Annotated in this window: 11 protein-coding genes and 1 pseudogene; 4 read left to right on the top strand and 8 right to left on the bottom strand. The window is 72.1% G+C overall.

The window, feature by feature from the left end:
• Window positions 1-37: 37 nt before the first annotated feature.
• From mraY to mraZ, 7 genes and pseudogenes are all read right to left on the bottom strand, one after another.
• Window positions 38-1,162 carry a phospho-N-acetylmuramoyl-pentapeptide-transferase gene (gene mraY / locus FBZ33_RS22120; RefSeq protein WP_088949380.1) on the bottom strand — a complete coding sequence of 375 codons (1,125 nt, stop codon included), beginning with the start codon at window positions 1,160-1,162 and terminating at the stop codon, window positions 38-40.
• Entirely contained in the window at window positions 1,159-2,556 is a 1,398-nt protein-coding gene (murF, locus tag FBZ33_RS22125; protein ID WP_141910530.1) for a UDP-N-acetylmuramoyl-tripeptide--D-alanyl-D-alanine ligase, read from the bottom strand. The genes mraY and murF overlap by 4 nt, the downstream gene beginning before the upstream one ends.
• The gene (locus FBZ33_RS22130; RefSeq protein ID WP_141910531.1) at window positions 2,553-4,115 is read right to left on the bottom strand and encodes a UDP-N-acetylmuramoyl-L-alanyl-D-glutamate--2,6-diaminopimelate ligase; all 1,563 of its coding nucleotides are present in this window, start codon (window positions 4,113-4,115) and stop codon (window positions 2,553-2,555) included. Before FBZ33_RS22130 ends, murF begins: the two co-directional genes overlap by 4 nt.
• Window positions 4,116-4,167: 52 nt before the next feature.
• Window positions 4,168-6,375: a penicillin-binding protein 2 gene (locus FBZ33_RS22135; protein WP_141910532.1), complete on the bottom strand. Its 2,208-nt coding sequence runs from the start codon at window positions 6,373-6,375 to the stop codon at window positions 4,168-4,170.
• 3 nt (window positions 6,376-6,378) lie between these two features.
• Window positions 6,379-6,984, bottom strand: a complete 606-nt coding sequence (locus tag FBZ33_RS22140) for a hypothetical protein (protein ID WP_141910533.1) — start codon at window positions 6,982-6,984, stop codon at window positions 6,379-6,381.
• Window positions 6,974-8,083: pseudogene (rsmH, locus tag FBZ33_RS22145) on the bottom strand (16S rRNA (cytosine(1402)-N(4))-methyltransferase RsmH). Before rsmH ends, FBZ33_RS22140 begins: the two are co-directional and overlap by 11 nt.
• Window positions 8,084-8,288: 205 nt before the next feature.
• A complete protein-coding gene (gene mraZ / locus FBZ33_RS22150) occupies window positions 8,289-8,720 on the bottom strand; it encodes a division/cell wall cluster transcriptional repressor MraZ (RefSeq protein WP_088949385.1) in 432 nt (143 codons plus the stop codon).
• 355 nt (window positions 8,721-9,075) lie between these two features.
• Here mraZ and FBZ33_RS22155 point away from each other — a divergent pair, with 355 nt between their 5' ends.
• The 4 genes from FBZ33_RS22155 to FBZ33_RS22170 are packed head-to-tail and all read left to right on the top strand — an operon-like array spanning window position 9,076 to window position 12,500.
• Complete coding sequence (locus tag FBZ33_RS22155; protein WP_088949386.1) at window positions 9,076-10,323, top strand: MurT ligase domain-containing protein; 1,248 nt, start codon at window positions 9,076-9,078, stop codon at window positions 10,321-10,323.
• A complete protein-coding gene (locus tag FBZ33_RS22160) occupies window positions 10,313-11,032 on the top strand; it encodes a type 1 glutamine amidotransferase (RefSeq protein WP_088949387.1) in 720 nt (239 codons plus the stop codon). The genes FBZ33_RS22155 and FBZ33_RS22160 overlap by 11 nt, the downstream gene beginning before the upstream one ends.
• Window positions 11,029-11,712: a TVP38/TMEM64 family protein gene (locus FBZ33_RS22165; protein WP_088949388.1), complete on the top strand. Its 684-nt coding sequence runs from the start codon at window positions 11,029-11,031 to the stop codon at window positions 11,710-11,712. The genes FBZ33_RS22160 and FBZ33_RS22165 overlap by 4 nt, the downstream gene beginning before the upstream one ends.
• Window positions 11,713-11,714: 2 nt before the next feature.
• Window positions 11,715-12,500: a phosphotransferase gene (locus FBZ33_RS22170; protein ID WP_141910534.1), complete on the top strand. Its 786-nt coding sequence runs from the start codon at window positions 11,715-11,717 to the stop codon at window positions 12,498-12,500.
• A gap of 109 nt (window positions 12,501-12,609) precedes the next feature.
• On the opposite strand, the gene leuS is transcribed toward FBZ33_RS22170, so the two are convergent.
• The gene (gene leuS, locus FBZ33_RS22175; RefSeq protein ID WP_141910535.1) at window positions 12,610-15,450 is read right to left on the bottom strand and encodes a leucine--tRNA ligase; all 2,841 of its coding nucleotides are present in this window, start codon (window positions 15,448-15,450) and stop codon (window positions 12,610-12,612) included.
• Between the last annotated feature and the right edge of the window lie 146 nt (window positions 15,451-15,596).

Raw genomic sequence — 15,596 nt, forward strand, 5'->3', positions numbered from 1 at the left:
CCGGGCGGCCGGAGAGTGCGGGGATCGCGAGGGCCGATCAGGTCATGTTGGCGAGGAACTCGCTGTAGAACAGGCCCAGGGCGATGGCCACGCCGATGCCCGCGATGATCCAGAAACGCACCACGATGTTGACCTCACTCCAGCCGGCCAACTCGAAGTGGTGCTGCAGGGGCGACATCCGGAACACCCGTTTACCGGTGGTCTTGAAGGAGATGATCTGGATCACCACGGACATCGTGATGATCACGAAGAGCCCACCGATGATCGGCAGCAGCAGGATGGTGCGGGTCGACATCGCCATGCCGGCGATCAGACCGCCCAGCCCCAGCGCCCCGGTGTCGCCCATGAAGATCCGTGCCGGGGACGTGTTCCACCAGAGGAAGCCCACACAGGCCCCGGCGGCCGCCCCGGCTATCAGCGCGATCTCCAACGGGTCACGGACCTCGTAGCAGTACGGCTGGGTGTAGTTCGGGTCCGCGCACCAGTGCCGGTACTGCCAGAACGCGATCAACGCGTACGCGGCGAGCACCATCACCGAGGCGCCGGTGGCCAGACCGTCGAGGCCGTCGGTGAGGTTGACGCCGTTCGTCGCGCCCATCACCACGAAGATGAAGATGATCACCGCGCCGACCTTGCTGACCTCCAGGGCATCGATGTCCCGGATGAAGCTCAGCGTGGTGCTGCCGACCGTCTCGGTGTTGGTCGCCAGGCCCGAGCCGTCGGTCATCGTGCTCGGGAACCACAGCGCGATCACCCCGAAGACCGCGCCGACCAGGATCTGGCCGAGCAGCTTGCCGCGCTTGTTCAGCCCGGCGCTGTTGCGCTTGCGCACCTTGAGGAAGTCGTCGAGGAAACCCACAGCGCCGGAGAAGACCATCAGCCCCAGCAGCACCAACGCTGTGATGGTCGGCTCCACCTGGGCGATCTGCTGGTCCGGCAGGCTGGTCAGGGCCAGGTGCCCGGCCACGTACGCGATCACCGTGGCCAGGATGAAGACCACGCCGCCCATCGTGGGCGTGCCCTTCTTGCCCTGGTGCATGGCCGGGCCGTCGGACCGGATCGGCTGACCGGCCTTGAGCCGGGTGAACAACTTGATCGCGATCGGGGTGCCGAACAGCGAGACGAGGAAGGCGACCCCGACGGCGACGATGACGGCCCTCATCGGGTTGGCTCCCCACCGGCGTCGGCGCGCAGGGCGTCGGCCACCTCCCAGGTCCGGTACCGGGAACCCTTGACCAGGACGACATCACCCGGTCGTAGCTCGCTCCGCAGCACCTCGACGGCCGCCGCCTGATCGGTGAGCAGCACCGACTCTCCTCCCCAGTTCGCTACCGCTGTCGCGCCTTCGTGGATCGGCGCTGCCGGCTCACCCACCACGAGCAGCCGGTCGACGCCCAGCTCGGCCACGAGTTGGCCGACCTCGGCGTGGCCGTCGCGCTCGAACGGGCCCAGCTCGGCCATGTAACCGAGCACCGCGACGGTACGCCGCCCCTGGCCGATACTGGCCAGCGCCCGTACCGCCACCGCCATCGAGGCCGGGTTGGCGTTGTACGAGTCGTCGATGACGGTCACCCCGTCGGGGCGGTCGAAGACATCCATCCGACGGGTCGAGACCAGCCCCAGCTCGCCGAGGGCCGTGGCCAGCTCGGCCAGCGGCATGCCCAGCTCCCGGGCGACCGCCGCCGCGGCGAGCGTGTTGCCGACCTGGTGACGGCCGGTCAGCCCGAGCCGCACCGCCGCGCGGCCCTCCGGGGTGACCAATGTGTACGACGGGTGCCCCCGCTCGTCCAGCGTGACGTCCTCGGCGCGCACGTCGGCGTCCGGGGCCTCGCCGTAGCGGACCACCCGGGCTCCGGTGCGACCCGCCATCGCGTCCACCCGCGGGTCGTCGGCGTTCAGCACCGCCAGCCCGTCCGCCGGCAGAGCCTCGACCAGCTCTCCCTTGGCCTGGGCGATGGCGTCCTGCGAGCCGAACTCGCCGATGTGCGACGTGCCGACGTTGAGCACCACGGAGATCCGGGGCGGCACCAGCTCACACAGGTACCGCACGTGCCCGATCCCCCGCGCGCCCTTCTCCATCACCAGGTAGCGGGTGTCCGGCCCGGCCTGCAACGCGGTGTACGGGTGACCCAGCTCGTTGTTGAACGAACCGGGCGGCGCCACGGTGGCCCCGAGCCGGGCGGTGAGCTGACCGATCAGGTCCTTCGTGGTGGTCTTGCCGGAGGAACCGGTCACCCCGATCACGGTCAGCTCCGGCAGCCGGTCCACCGCGGCACGGGCCAGCCGGCCCATCGCGGTCAGGGCGTCGTCCACCAGCACCATCGGCACCCCGGGCACCGCACGGCTGCCGAGCACCGCCACCGCGCCGGCCTGGATCGCCGTCGCCGCGTAGTCGTGCCCGTCGACCTTCTCACCGGGGAAGGCCACGAAGAGCGAACCGGGCCCCACCTTGCGGGAGTCGAACTCCACCGAACCGGTCACTGTGGCGGCGGGATCGGCGGCCTCCAGCCGGCCGTCGACCGCCGCGGCCACCTCGGCCAGGCTCAGCGCGATCACCGCTGGACCGCCAGGTCCCCGAAGCGGGCCCGCAGCGCGTCGGCCAGCTCGATGCTGTCGTCGAACGGAAACACCTCGCCCGCCACCTCCTGGCCGCGCTCGTGCCCCTTGCCGAGCAGCGCGATCACGTCGCCCGGCTCGGACAGCCGAACCGCCTCGTCGATCGCGGCGCGACGGCCGGCCACCTCGATGATCCGGGCGGCCGTTCCGGCCCGGTACGCGCCCGCGAGCACCTCGGCGCGGATCTCCGCCGGGTCCTCGGTACGCGGGTTGTCGTCGGTCACCAGCACCAGGTCGGCTCCCTCCGCCGCGGCCGCGCCCATCACCGGCCGCTTGCCCCGGTCCCGGTCACCACCGGCGCCGATCACACAAATCAGCCGCCCGGCGCTCAACTCGCGCAGCGCGGCCAGCGCCGCCACGATCGCGTCCGACTTGTGCGCGTAGTCGACGACGCCGCGCACCGGCGCGGCGACGTCGACCAGTTCCAGCCGGCCCGGCACGCCACCGCAGGCGGCCACCCCGGCCGCAGCGGTCGTCGGGTCCACCCCGGCACCGACCAGCGCGGCGATGGCCAGCAGCGCGTTCGCCACGTTGTGCCGGCCAGGCAGTGCCACCCCGGCGTCCAGGACCACGCCGTCCGGGCCGTGCGCGGTGAACCGCTGCGCGTACCCCTCGCCGCCCACGCCGTCGGCCCACCAGCTCGCGCCCTGGTCGCCGGCCGCCGAGTAGGTGACGGTGGCCGGCTTGTACAGCGGCTTCAGCGCCGGGTCGTCGTGGTTGAGCACCTCGACCGCGCACCGCCCGTCGAAGAGCTGGGCCTTGGCGGCGAAGTAGTCGTCGCTGTCGGCGTGGAAGTCCAGGTGGTCGGAGCCGAAGTTGGTGTAGCCGCCGACGGCGAACCGGACGCCGCCCACGCGACCCATGGCCAGTGCGTGGCTGGAGACCTCCATGACCACCGCGGTGACCCCCCGCTCGCGCGCGGTGGCCAGCATGGCGTGCAGGTCGGTCGCCTCCGGAGTGGTGCGCACACTGTCGATCACCAGGTCACCGAGCCGCGTCTCGACCGTGCCGATCAACCCGGTGGTGTGGCCGGCCGCCCGCAGCCCCGACTCGATCAGGTACGCGGTGGAGGTCTTTCCGGCGGTGCCGGTCACCCCGATCACTGTGAGACCGGCGGTCGGGTCGCCGTACACGGCCGAGGCCAGCTCGCCGAGCACGGCGCGCGGGTCGGGCACCACCAGGACGGGCAGCCCGCTGCCCGCGGCCAACTCCGCACCCGCCGGGTCGGTCAGCAGGGCCACGGCACCCGCCTCGGCGGCACCGGCGGCGAACTCCGCGCCGTGCCGGCGAGCGCCGGGCAACGCCGCGTACAGGTCGCCGGGATGGACCTCCTGGCTGGCGTGGGTGGCCCCGGTGACGACCACCTCGGCGGCGTCCGCCGGAAGGTCGACGGCGAGTCGGACGGCGAGATCGCCGAGCCGGACTCCGGTCACGGTACGTGGACGTGGATTGCCGGGCACGGCGTCAGACCCTACCCCGTCGTCCGGTTCCGGCCGCACAGCCGCCCCGGTGGTTCGTCGGCACTCACCGATGATGTCCCGCCATTGCTGCTCAGCGCGGATAGACCACGAACTTGGGTGCGGAACCACCGGTTGACGGTGGTACGCGGTAGTGACGCAGCGTGAACTGCATCATGTCGCGGAACGCCGGGCCGGCGATCGCCGCGCCCCCACCACCGGGCGCGTACGCGAAGACCGCGATCACGTACCGGGGGTTCTCGGCGGGGGCCATGCCGATGAACGAGGACACCTCGCCGGGCTGCTTCTTGCCGTCCACCAGTCGCCACCCGGTGCCGGTCTTGCCGGCGACCCGGTAGCCGGGGACGGCGGCGGTCAGCCCGGTGGCGCGGTCGACGGTGGTGACCGCCTCCAGCATGGTGCGCAGGGCCGCCGCGTTCTGCGGGCTGAGCACCGAGCGGGTCACCGGTGCCGGCGCGGGGGTGCGCTTGCCGTCCGGGCCGATCACCTCCTTGACCAGGTGCGGCTGCACATAGGTGCCGTTGTTGGCGATGGCGGCGTACGCGGCGGCCATCTGCAGCGGGGTGGCGTCGACGCTGTGCCCGATCGGCACCGAACCCTCCGACGAGTCGCTCCACTCGTCGGCCGGGAGCAGACGTCCGCTGGCCTCCCCCGGCATTCCCTCGCCGGTGGGCTTACCCAGCCCGAACCGCTTCTGGTAGTCGATCAACCGGTCCTTGCCGAGCTGGCCGGCGATCGTGATGGTGCCGACGTTCGACGAGTAGGCGAGCATCCCCGGCACGCTCATCTTCTTGCCGTCGGCGGGATGGGTGTCGGAGAACCAGGTGTCACCCTTCTTGATGCTGTTGGCGATGGGCAACGCCGTGTCCGGCGTGATCACACCCTCCTGCAACGCCGCGCCGAAGGTGATCGCCTTGTGGATCGAGCCGGGGTCGACGACGAAGCTGGTCGCCGCGTCCTCCCGGGCGACCGGGTCGCTCGGGAACGGCTTCGCCGCGCTGTAGGTGGGATTGCTGGCCTGGGCCAGCACCGCACCGGAGGGGATCTCGATGATCACTGCCACGCCGGTGCCGCCGCGCTGCTGGGCCATGCCCGCGCTGAGGATCTGCTGCGTGCGGAACTGCAGGTCACGGTCGATGGTGAGGGTCAGTGAGCTGCCCGGCTTGGCGGGAGTGGTCTGGCTGTAGCCGCCCGGGATCGGCGCCGCAAGGTCACCGAGGCCGGCCTCGTACACCCGCTTGCCGTCCTGCCCGGCGAGCACGTCGTCGTAGCGGGCCTCCAACCCCTCCAGGCCGGCCATGTCCTGACTGGTGAAGCCGATCAGGTTGGCCGCCAGATCACCGCCGGGCACGTCACGGCTCTCGTCGCGGTGCACCCCGATGCCGGGAAGCTCCAGCGCCTGCACCCGCTTGGCCGTCGGGATCTCCACACCCCGGGCCAGGTAGGCGAACGTGGACAACTTGCCGTTCTCCAGCCTGCGGGGCTTCATTAGCTCGACCAGCTTCGACGCCGGGATGCCGAGCAGCGGGGAGAGCGCCTTCGCGGTGGCGGGCGGGTCCTTCACCTCGGTCGGGTCGGCGAAGACATAGCGGGCCTCGACACTGCGGGCCAGCGGTGCTCCGGTGCTGTCGTAGATCGCGCCCCGCGGCGCCGGCAGCTCGACAGTGCGGAGGCGGTCGGCGATGCCGCCCCCTGCGTACGCCGGAGCGTCGACCGCCTGAAGGAAGATCAGCCGGATCCCGATGACGGCGAACAACGTCAGGGCGAGCGCGGTGCCCAACCGCAGGCGCAGTCGCGACTCGGCCAGCTTCGGCGGGCGCGGTGGCTTGCGGGACGGTCGGCGGGCCGCCGGTCGGTCGGTGCGCCGCGGCGCGCGTGGCGTGGTCCGACGGCGTGGCGGCGGCTCGTCGACGCCCGGGGCACGCGGGGTGCGCGGCGAGACGGTGCGCACGACGCCGCCGCGCCCAGCGGCCGGTGCGTCGCGCCGGCCGGCGCGGGCGGCGGCCCGGCCGCCGTCGAGCACCTGCAACGCCGGCCGGAACGGGTCGCCGGACCGGGTGCTGCGCGGCGTACGCCTCTGCTCGGCGCCCCCGCTGCGCGCCGGCGTGCCGCGCTCCTCGCGAACGGTTCGACCCCTCGGGGTGTACGCGCGAGCCCCGGAGATGCCTCCGATGCCTGGTTCGCCGGCGCGGGACTCCCCGTCGACGGGGCCGGCGTCACGCGAAGAACCGCGCCGGGCCCCCGTGGGGTCCCGGCGCGGCTCGTCCGACCTTGGTGGCACTGGTCAGCCTCCCGCACCCTGGCTGGTCACCGACGGCTTGCCGGTTGCCGGCTGCGGCACGCCGATGGTCTTGCCGTCCGGCAGCCGGATGTAGCCCGGCTCGCCGGCGTCCACCAGGCCCAGCCGCCGCGCCTCGGCGGTCAGGTTGCCCGGCGCCTCGGCCTCGGCGATCTGCTTGTCCAGTTGCTGCTTCTCCAGATCCAGTCGAGCCTGCTGCTGCTGCAACCGCTCCAACCGGAACGCGTTCTCATTGATCTTGGTGTTGACCGCCAGGATGCCCAGCACCCCGCCGACCACCAGCAGCACGATCAGCGCCGCGAACGGCGCGCGCGGCACCGACACCGGCGGTGGCGGCGCCACCCGCAGCCGAGGCGGGCGGGCAACGGTGGCGCTGGCGGCCTTCTCGACCGGTCGCAGCGCGGCGGTGCCCTGAGTCGGGAACTCGCGCGCCCCCCGGGCGCGAGTCTCCCCCTGCCGATTCGTTCGATCGATGCGTGGCGTACCGTTTCCGAGGCGCGGAGCCCGCTCCGCCGCGGTCCGGCCCCCCGACCGCGGTGCGCGCTGCTCGCCGCCGGTGACGTCCCGGCGGCCGCGCTTGTCAATGTTCATGTCCCTCCCCCTCAACGTCCGTCCCTCTGCCGTCCCGGTGCCCCTGACCCCCCACGGATCAGGCGGACCCCGTGCCCGGTTGGTGCATTCCCTTCACCCGTCGGCGAGACCGTTCGCGGTCGGTCCGCCCAAGCTCTGTCGCGTTCGGGTCGAGTCGCTCCGCGGCCCGCAGCCGCACCGAGGCGGCGCGCGGGTTGGCGGCGACCTCCGCCTCCCCGGGCAGTTCGGCGCCCCGGCTGAGCAGCCGGAACGTCGGACCGGACCCGGGAAGTTCGACCGGGAGGTCGACCGGGCCCGTGTTGCGGACCCGGTCCGCGAGGGCCGCCTTGGTGAGCCTGTCCTCCAGCGAGTGGTAGGACAGGACCACCATGCGACCGCCCACGGTCAGTGCGTCGAGCGCGGATGGCAACGCTGTCTCCAGCGCTGCCAGCTCTTTGTTTACCTCGATCCGTAAAGCCTGAAACGTTCTCTTTGCCGGGTGTCCGCCCGATCGTCGGGCCGGCGCCGGGATGGAGTCCCGGACCAGCTCCGCCAGCAGCGCGGACGAGGTGATCCGGGCGCGTTCCCGCTCCCGGATGATCGCCGAGGCGATCCGGCCGGCGAACTTCTCCTCGCCGTAGACCCGCAGCACCCGGGCCAGGTCCGGATGCCCGTAGGTGTTGACCACCTCCTCGGCGGTCACCCCCCGGGTCTGGTCCATCCGCATGTCCAGTGGCGCGTCCTGGGCGTACGCGAACCCGCGGTCGGGCGCGTCCAACTGCAACGACGAGACACCCAGGTCGAACAGGATCCCGTCGATGCCCGGATAGCCCAGCCGGTCGAGCACGTCCGGCAGCTCGTCGTAGACGGCGTGCTCCAGGTGCACCCGATCGGCGAACCGGGCCAGTCGGACCCGCGCGTGGGCGAGCGCCTCGGTGTCCCGGTCGAGCCCGATCAGGACCGTCTCCGGGTGCGCCTCCAGCACCGCCTCCGCGTGCCCGGCCAGGCCGAGCGTCGCGTCGACATAGATCGTCCGGCCGCCTCGACCCAGCGCGGGGGCCAGCAGCTCGAGACACCGCTCGAGCAGCACCGGCACGTGCGTGCCGCGCAACTCCCCCATGATGACCCCCACTGGTTGAAACGTCCGTTCTCTTCGTGCGCCTGCCGTCGGACGGCGCTGCCGTCGTACCGCCAGATCCCCATCCGCTCCCGCCGGACACCGGACCGTCGCCCGATGACTGGATCGTGCGCCTGGCACCGGGGAAGGGGTGCCAGGAACTCGAAAGCGGCTGGAGATCTCGCAGTACGTCGGGCGCCGTTCCGCCCTACAGACCGCCTGGCAGCACCCCCTCCTCGATGTCGGCGAAGTCGTCTTCACTCTCGGCGAGGTAGGTCTCCCAGGCGACCTTGTCCCAGATCTCCACCCGCGTGCTCGCGCCGATAACCACCAACTCGCGGTCAAGCGCGGCATACTCCCGCAGATGGGCTGGAATGGTCACCCGACCCTGCTTGTCGGGAACCTCGTCGTGCGCGCTCGCGAAGAAGACCCGGCTGTAGGCCCGGGCCGCCTTGTGCGTCATCGGCTGCGCGCGCAACTGCTCCGCGATCCGCTGGAACTCAGGAGTCGGGAAGACGTAGAGGCAACGATCCTGCCCTTTGGTGACCACGACACCCCCCGCCAGCTCATCCCGGAACTTGGCCGGAAGGATCAACCGGCCCTTTTCGTCAAGGCGCGGAGTGTGGGTGCCGAGGAACATCGGCCCAACCCCCTCGCCCTTGAGCGGCGTTCGCGGCGCCGCTGACCCCCCGGGCCGGTGAGCCCTCCCGGCCTCACCATTGGTCCCCACTCTACTCCACTTCCCTCCACCCGCAACCAGATTCGCCCGCGTGGCGCGCCCGATCCCCGCCTAAAACAGCACGTCACAAGGGGTGGAGCGGAGTGGAGGGCCGGGACCGCCCTCCGGCGTGGTCCGCTTTCCGACATAGATCGACTCCGTCCGGCGGAGGTCCACCCGGCCGCCCGCGCAGCCACCACGGCCGAACGGTTCACCGTCGGCGGCGATCTGGCGGGGCGGGCGGTCCGGTAACCTCGCTCGCGTGACCGACGCGAAAATGCCCCTACGGGCCAAGGTGGCCAGCTCCGTGTCACGGACCGCCGCAGCGCTCTCCCGGGCGGCCGGCCGCGGCGACGGTTCGGTGATCGGCGGTTGGATCGGCCTGAAGATCGACCCGGACCTGCTGGCCCACCTGTCGGCCGGGCGGGCGATCGCGCTCGTCTCCGGCACCAACGGCAAGACCACCACCACCCGGCTGACCTCGGCCGCGGTCGGCGTGCTCGGCCGGGTCGCCACCAACTCGTTCGGCGCCAACATGCCCAGTGGGCACACCTCGGCGCTGGCCAAGGCCGGCAGCACCCCGTACGCGGTGCTGGAGGTGGACGAGCACTACCTCGCCCAGGTGCTGGAGGCGACCGAGCCACACGTGGTCGCGCTGCTCAACCTCTCCCGCGACCAGCTCGACCGCGCCAAGGAGGTCGCCATGATGGCGCAGCTCTGGCGCGCGGCCCTGGTCCGGCACACCAACGTGCGGGTGGTGGCCAACGCCGACGACCCGCTGGTGGTGTGGGCCGCCACCCCGCCGGGCGACCCCGCCCGAGGCATCAACCCGCCGCACGTGACCTGGTTCAGTGCCGGCCAGCGCTGGCACGACGACTCCTGGGTCTGCCCGGAGTGCGGCTCCACCATCCAGCGCTCCGGTGACCAGTGGTGGTGCACCGGCTGCCCGCTGCGCCGACCGGAGCCGAACTGGGTCGTCGAGGACGAGGGGGTGCTCGACCCCACCGGGGCCTGGCACAAGGTCTCGCTCCAGCTGCCCGGCAAGGTCAATCTCGGCAACGCCGCTACCGCGCTGGCCGTGGCCGCCGAGTTCGGCGTCCGTCCGGTCGACGCGGTGTCCCGCCTCGGCATCGTCACGTCGGTGGCCGGCCGTTACGCGCAGGTCGACAAGGACGGGCGCAACATCCGGCTGCTGCTGGCCAAGAACCCGGCCAGCTGGCTGGAGGCCTTCGACATGGCCGACGACGCCCCGACCCTGCTCTCCATCAACGCGCGCGACCCCGACGGTCTGGACACCTCCTGGCTCTACGACGTCGACTTCGCCCCGCTCCGTGGCCGGCAGGTGTTGATCACCGGCGACCGGGCATACGACCTGGCAGTCCGTCTGGACGTCAACGACGTGCCGTTCCAGCACGTCCGCACGTTCGACGACGCGATCCGGTCGGTCCCGCCCGGGCGGCTGGAGGTCATCGCGAACTACACCGCGTTCCAGGACATCCGAGCGGAGTTGGACCGTGTCATCTGAGAGCCTGCGCATCGTCTGGATCTACCCCGACCTGCTGTCCACCTACGGCGACCGGGGCAACGCCCTGATCCTCGCCCGCCGGGCCCGCCAACGCGGCATGCCCGTCGAGGTGTTGGAGGTCCGCTCCGACCAGCAGCTGCCCGCGACCGCCGACATCTACCTGGTCGGCGGCGGCGAGGACGGCCCACAGGCACTGGGCGCTCAGCGCCTGCTCGCCGACGGCGGTCTGCACCGGGCGGTCGCCCAGGGTTCGGTGGTGTTCGGGGTCTGCGCCGGCTACCAACTGCTCGGCACCTCGTTCTTCGCCAAGGGCGTGCAGTGCCGCGGCCTGGAGCTGCTCGACCTCCAGTCCGACCGGGGCCCGAGCCGGGCCGTGGGTGAGCTGGCCGGTGAGATCGACCCGCGGCTGGGCCTGCCACCGCTGACCGGTTTCGAGAACCACGGCGGCCGCACCCACCTCGGCCCGGAGGTCTCCCCGCTGGCCCGGGTCACCGCCGGGGTGGGCAACGACGGTGCCACCGAGGGCGCGTGGCGCGGCAAGCTGCTGGGCACCTATTCGCACGGCCCGGCGCTGGCCCGCAACCCCGCCCTGGCCGATCTGCTGCTGCGCTGGGCCACCGGGGCACACCAGCTTCCTCCGCTGGACGACACCTGGCCCGACCGGCTCCGCAACGAGCGCCGCTCCGCGGTGGCCGCCGCCCGGCAATGATCCGAGCCGTCCGTCGGCTGCTCCGGCAACCGTCGGCCGCCCGGTTCGCCCTGCTCGTGCTGCTGATCGGCGGGTGCGGGCTGCTGCTGCTCCTGGTGCCCCGTCCGGATCCGGAGCAGTTGCCGTTGCTGGCCGACCGGCTGGGCGACCTCGCCCCGGTGGCGGCGATCCTCGGCGGCGCTCTGCTGCTGGTCGCGCTGGTACCCCGTACCTTCATCACGCTCGCCGCGGGCGCGATCTTCGGCCCCCTGGAGGGCGCCGCGTACGCCCTGGGCGCCGCGTTGGTGGCCGCGGCGATCGGGTTCACTGTCGGCCGGCTGCTCGGCCGGGAGTTCGTGGCCGAACGGGTCCGTGGTCGCCTGGCCCGCCTCGATGGCTGGTTCGCCCGGCAGAGCGTGTTCGGTGTGGTCACCGTGCGGCTGCTGCCCATCGCCGGCTTCGGGCTGGTCAGCTACGGCTACGGCACGACCGGCGCGCGCGTGCTGCCGTTCCTGGCCGGCAGCGTGATCGCCTCCGCGCCGACCGCCGTCGGCTACGCGGCGATCGGCTCGGCGGTCAGCTCCCCCGGCCACATCAACTGGTATGCCGCCGCACCGGCCAGCCTCGGCCTGATCGCCAGCGTGGTGCTCATCCACCAGTGGTGGCGTGCCGAGCGCCGACGCCGTCGAATGCCGGTCTGACAGTGGCCGAGCCGACCGCCGGCCCGGCCGGGGAGCCGCTGTCCGGTGGGTTCGTCGCCGACGTGGTCCGGATCGGGGACACGGTACGACGTACCCCGCCCGCCAACCTGGACTTCGTCGGCGCGCTGCTGCGCCACCTGGCCGGGGTGGGCGCGGACCTCGCGCCCCGCCACCTGGGCGTCGACGCCCACGGTCGGCAGATGCTCAGCTATGTCGCGGGTCGGGTGCCGTGGCGGGACCGGGAGGATCCGGCGTTCTTCGCCGACGCCGCGCTGGTGCGGCTCGCCGAACTGATCCGGCGGCTGCACGACGCGTGTGCGGGCACCGGGTTGGCGGGCGGCGCCGAGACGGTGTGCCACCGCGACCTGTCGCCGAAGAACACTGTGTACCGGGACTCCCCCGCCGGGCCACTGCCGGTGGCCTTCCTCGACTGGGACCTGGCCGCCCCGGGCCGGCGGATCGAGGACGTCGCGTTCGCCGGCTGGCACTGGGCCGCGTTGGGCAAGGGCGCCGACCCGGTCGAGCTGGGTCGGCGCTGCCGGGTCCTCTGCGACGCCTACGACGCGGCGTCGATCGCGACCGCACCGGCCACGCTGGCACGGGCCGAGCTGGTGGGCGTGATGCTCGACCAGATCGAGAGCACCTGGCGGGGCATCGAGGCCGGCGCCGACCGCGACGAGCCGGGCATGCGCCGGCTGCGCGACCAGGGCGCGGTCGAAGGAATACGCCGTTGGCAGGACTGGCTGCGGTCCCACCACGAAGCCGTGGCGGCCGCGCTGGAGGCCTGACCGGCCGCTCCTGGGTCGATCATGGAGTTGTGGTGGGGGATCAAGCCCCTGCCACGGGGCGAACCAGGCACCACAACTCCATGATCGACGCCGGTGAGGGCTCGCGGCGTCAGGCGACGACGGAGACCATCCGGCCCTTCACCACGATGACCTTGCGGGGTTCCTTACCGGCCAGCGCTGCGGCCACCGCCTCCAGGGCAGCCGCGCGGACGGCCTCCTCGGCGGTGTCGGCGGGGACCTCGATGCGGCCACGGACCTTGCCGTTGACCTGCACCGGGTAGGTCACCGTGTCCGCCACCAGCAGCGCCGGGTCGGCGGTCGGGAAGTCCGCGTACGTCAGTGAGGTGTCGTGGCCCAGCTTGCGCCACAGCTCCTCGGCCAGGTGCGGGGCGAACGGCGCCACCATCAGCACCAGCGGCTCGGCCACCTCGCGGGGCGTCGCCGACAGCCCGGTCAGCCCGTTGGTCAACTGGATCAGCTTGGCGATCGCAGTGTTGAACCGGATGCCGTCCATGTCGCCGCGGACCCCGTCGATCACCGTGTGCAGCAACCGGCGGGTCGCCCCGTCGGCCGGGTCCTCGGTGACCCGCAGCGCTCCGGTCTGCTCGTCGACGACGGCCCGCCAGACCCGCTGCAGGAACCGGTACGAGCCGACCACCGCCCGGGTCTCCCAGGGGCGGGACACCTCCAGCGGGCCCATCGACATCTCGTACACCCGGAAGGTGTCCGCGCCGTACGCGGCGCACATGTCGTCCGGGGTCACCACGTTCTTCAGCGACTTGCCCATCTTGCCGTACTCGCGGTTGACCGTCAGGTCACCCAGGTAGTAGGCGCCGTCGCGCTCCATGACCTCCTCGGCCTGCACGTAACTGCCGCGCGAGTCGGTGTACGCGTACGCCTGGATCATGCCCTGGTTGAACAGCTTGCGGAACGGCTCGAACGACGACACGTGACCCAGGTCGTACAGCACCTTGTGCCAGAACCGCGCGTACAGCAGGTGCAGCACGGCGTGCTCGGCGCCGCCGACGTACAGGTCGGTGCCCCCGCAGTCGCCGTCGCCGCGCGGGCCCATCCAGTACTGCTCGTTCTCCGCGTCGACGAACCGGTCGCTGTTGGTCGGGTCCAGGTAGCGCAGCTCGTACCAGCAGGAGCCGGCCCACTGGGGCATCACGTTGGTCTCGCGGGTGTAGCGCTGCGGCCCGTCACCCAGATCCAGCTCGACCTCGACCCAGTCGCGCCGCCGCGACAGCGGCGTCTCCGGGTTGCTGTCGGCGTCGTCGGGGGCGAACGTCTTCGGCGAGAAGTCGTCCACCTCCGGCAGCTCCACCGGCAGCATCTCCTCCGGCAGGGCGATGGCCGCGCCGGTGGAGTCGTAGACGATCGGGAACGGCTCGCCCCAGTACCGCTGACGGGAGAACAGCCAGTCGCGCAGCCGGTAGGTCACCGCGCCGGTGCCGTGCCCGTTCGCCTCCAGCCAGGAGATGATCGCCGCCTTGGCGTCGGCGACCCCCAGGCCGTTCAGGTCCAGGCCGCGCTCGGGCGCGGCGCTGTTGATCGCCGGGCCGTCGCCGGTGTACGCCTTGCCGTCGAAGCCCTCCGCCGGCTGCACGGTGCGCACGATGGGCAGCTCGAAGACCTCGGCGAACGCCCAGTCCCGCTCGTCCTGAGCCGGCACCGCCATGATCGCGCCGGTGCCGTAGCCGGCCAGCACGTAGTCGGCGATGAAGATCGGGATCTGCCCGCCGGTGACCGGGTTGGTGGCGTACGCGCCGATGAAGACGCCGGTCTTCTCCTTGGTGTCGGACTGCCGCTCGACGTCGGTCTTGGCCGCCGCCGTCTTGCGGTACGCCTCGACGGCCACCCGGGGGCTGGCGTGCCCGCCGGTCCAGGCGTCCCTCGTCCCGTCCGGCCAGGCGGCCGGCACCAGCGCGTCGACCAACTCGTGCTCGGGCGCCAGCACCATGTAGGTGGCACCGAAGACGGTGTCCGGTCGGGTCGTGAACACCCGCACCGGCGCCTGCCCGGTGGGGAAGTCGATGTGCGCACCGGTGGAACGGCCGATCCAGTTGCGCTGCATCAGCTTGATCGGCTCGGGCCAGTCCAGGGTGTCCAGGTCGTCGATCAGGCGGTCGCCGTACGCGGTGATCCGCATCATCCACTGCTTCAGGTTGCGCTTGAAGACCGGGAAGTTGCCCCGCTCCGAGCGGCCGTCGGCGGTGACCTCCTCGTTGGCCAGCACGGTGCCCAGCCCCGGGCACCAGTTCACCGGGGCCTGCGAGACGTACGCCAGGCGGTGGTCGTCGACGACCTGGCGGCGCTCGGCGACGCTCAGCTCGGCCCACGCCCGGCCGTCCGGGGTGGACCGGTTGCCACCCTCGAACTCCGCGATCAGCTCCGCGATCGGGCGGGCCCGGCCGGCGTCACGGTCGTACCAGGAGTTGAAGATCTGCAGGAAGATCCACTGGGTCCAGCGGTAGAAGTCGGTGTCGATGGTGGCCACCGAGCGGCGCTCGTCGTGCGCCAGCCCCAGCCGGCGCAGCTGCGCCTTGTACCGCTCGATGTTCGCGACCGTCGTGGTGCGGGGGTGGGTGCCGGTCTGCACCGCGTACTGCTCGGCGGGCAGGCCGAACGCGTCGAAGCCCATCGCGTGCAGCACGTTGCGGCCGGCCATCCGCTGGTAGCGGGCGTAGCAGTCGGTGCCGATGTAGCCCAGCGGGTGGCCGACGTGCAGGCCGGCGCCGGACGGGTACGGGAACATGTCCAGCACGTACAGCTTTTCCGCGCCGGCGCGGGGGTGGGTCGGGTCGGCCAGCGGGCCGGTCGGGTTCGGTGCGTGGAAGGTGCCCTCGCGCGCCCAGATGTCCTGCCAACGAATCTCGATCTCGTCGGCCAGGGCCGCGGTGTACCGGAACGGGGGAATGTCGCCCGCCGGTGCGGCTGCCTCACTCATCGTCTCTCCTCGCTTCGCTTCGCTTCGTCTCGGCACCACCGGGCCGGGCCGGCGGCGGGCACAAAAAAGCCCCTCGCACAGGAGGGGCCGCCGTGCTGTCGCTGCGTTCAGCGCATCAGCACGGCCCGGTAAGAAGCAGGAAGACT

The sequence above is a fragment of the Micromonospora sp. A202 genome (genome assembly GCF_006715105.1).
Lineage (GTDB): Bacteria > Actinomycetota > Actinomycetes > Mycobacteriales > Micromonosporaceae > Micromonospora > Micromonospora zamorensis.

Bases quoted from the DNA above. Each gene is read 5' to 3' on its own strand.
- leuS (WP_141910535.1), bottom strand. From the start codon at position 15,450: ATGAGTGAGGCAGCCGCACCGGCGGGCGACATTCCCCCGTTCCGGTAC.
- FBZ33_RS22165 (WP_088949388.1), top strand. From the start codon at position 11,029: ATGATCCGAGCCGTCCGTCGGCTGCTCCGGCAACCGTCGGCCGCCCGG.
- mraY (WP_088949380.1), bottom strand. From the start codon at position 1,162: ATGAGGGCCGTCATCGTCGCCGTCGGGGTCGCCTTCCTCGTCTCGCTG.
- FBZ33_RS22155 (WP_088949386.1), top strand. From the start codon at position 9,076: ATGCCCCTACGGGCCAAGGTGGCCAGCTCCGTGTCACGGACCGCCGCA.
- FBZ33_RS22140 (WP_141910533.1), bottom strand. From the start codon at position 6,984: ATGAACATTGACAAGCGCGGCCGCCGGGACGTCACCGGCGGCGAGCAG.
- mraZ (WP_088949385.1), bottom strand. From the start codon at position 8,720: ATGTTCCTCGGCACCCACACTCCGCGCCTTGACGAAAAGGGCCGGTTG.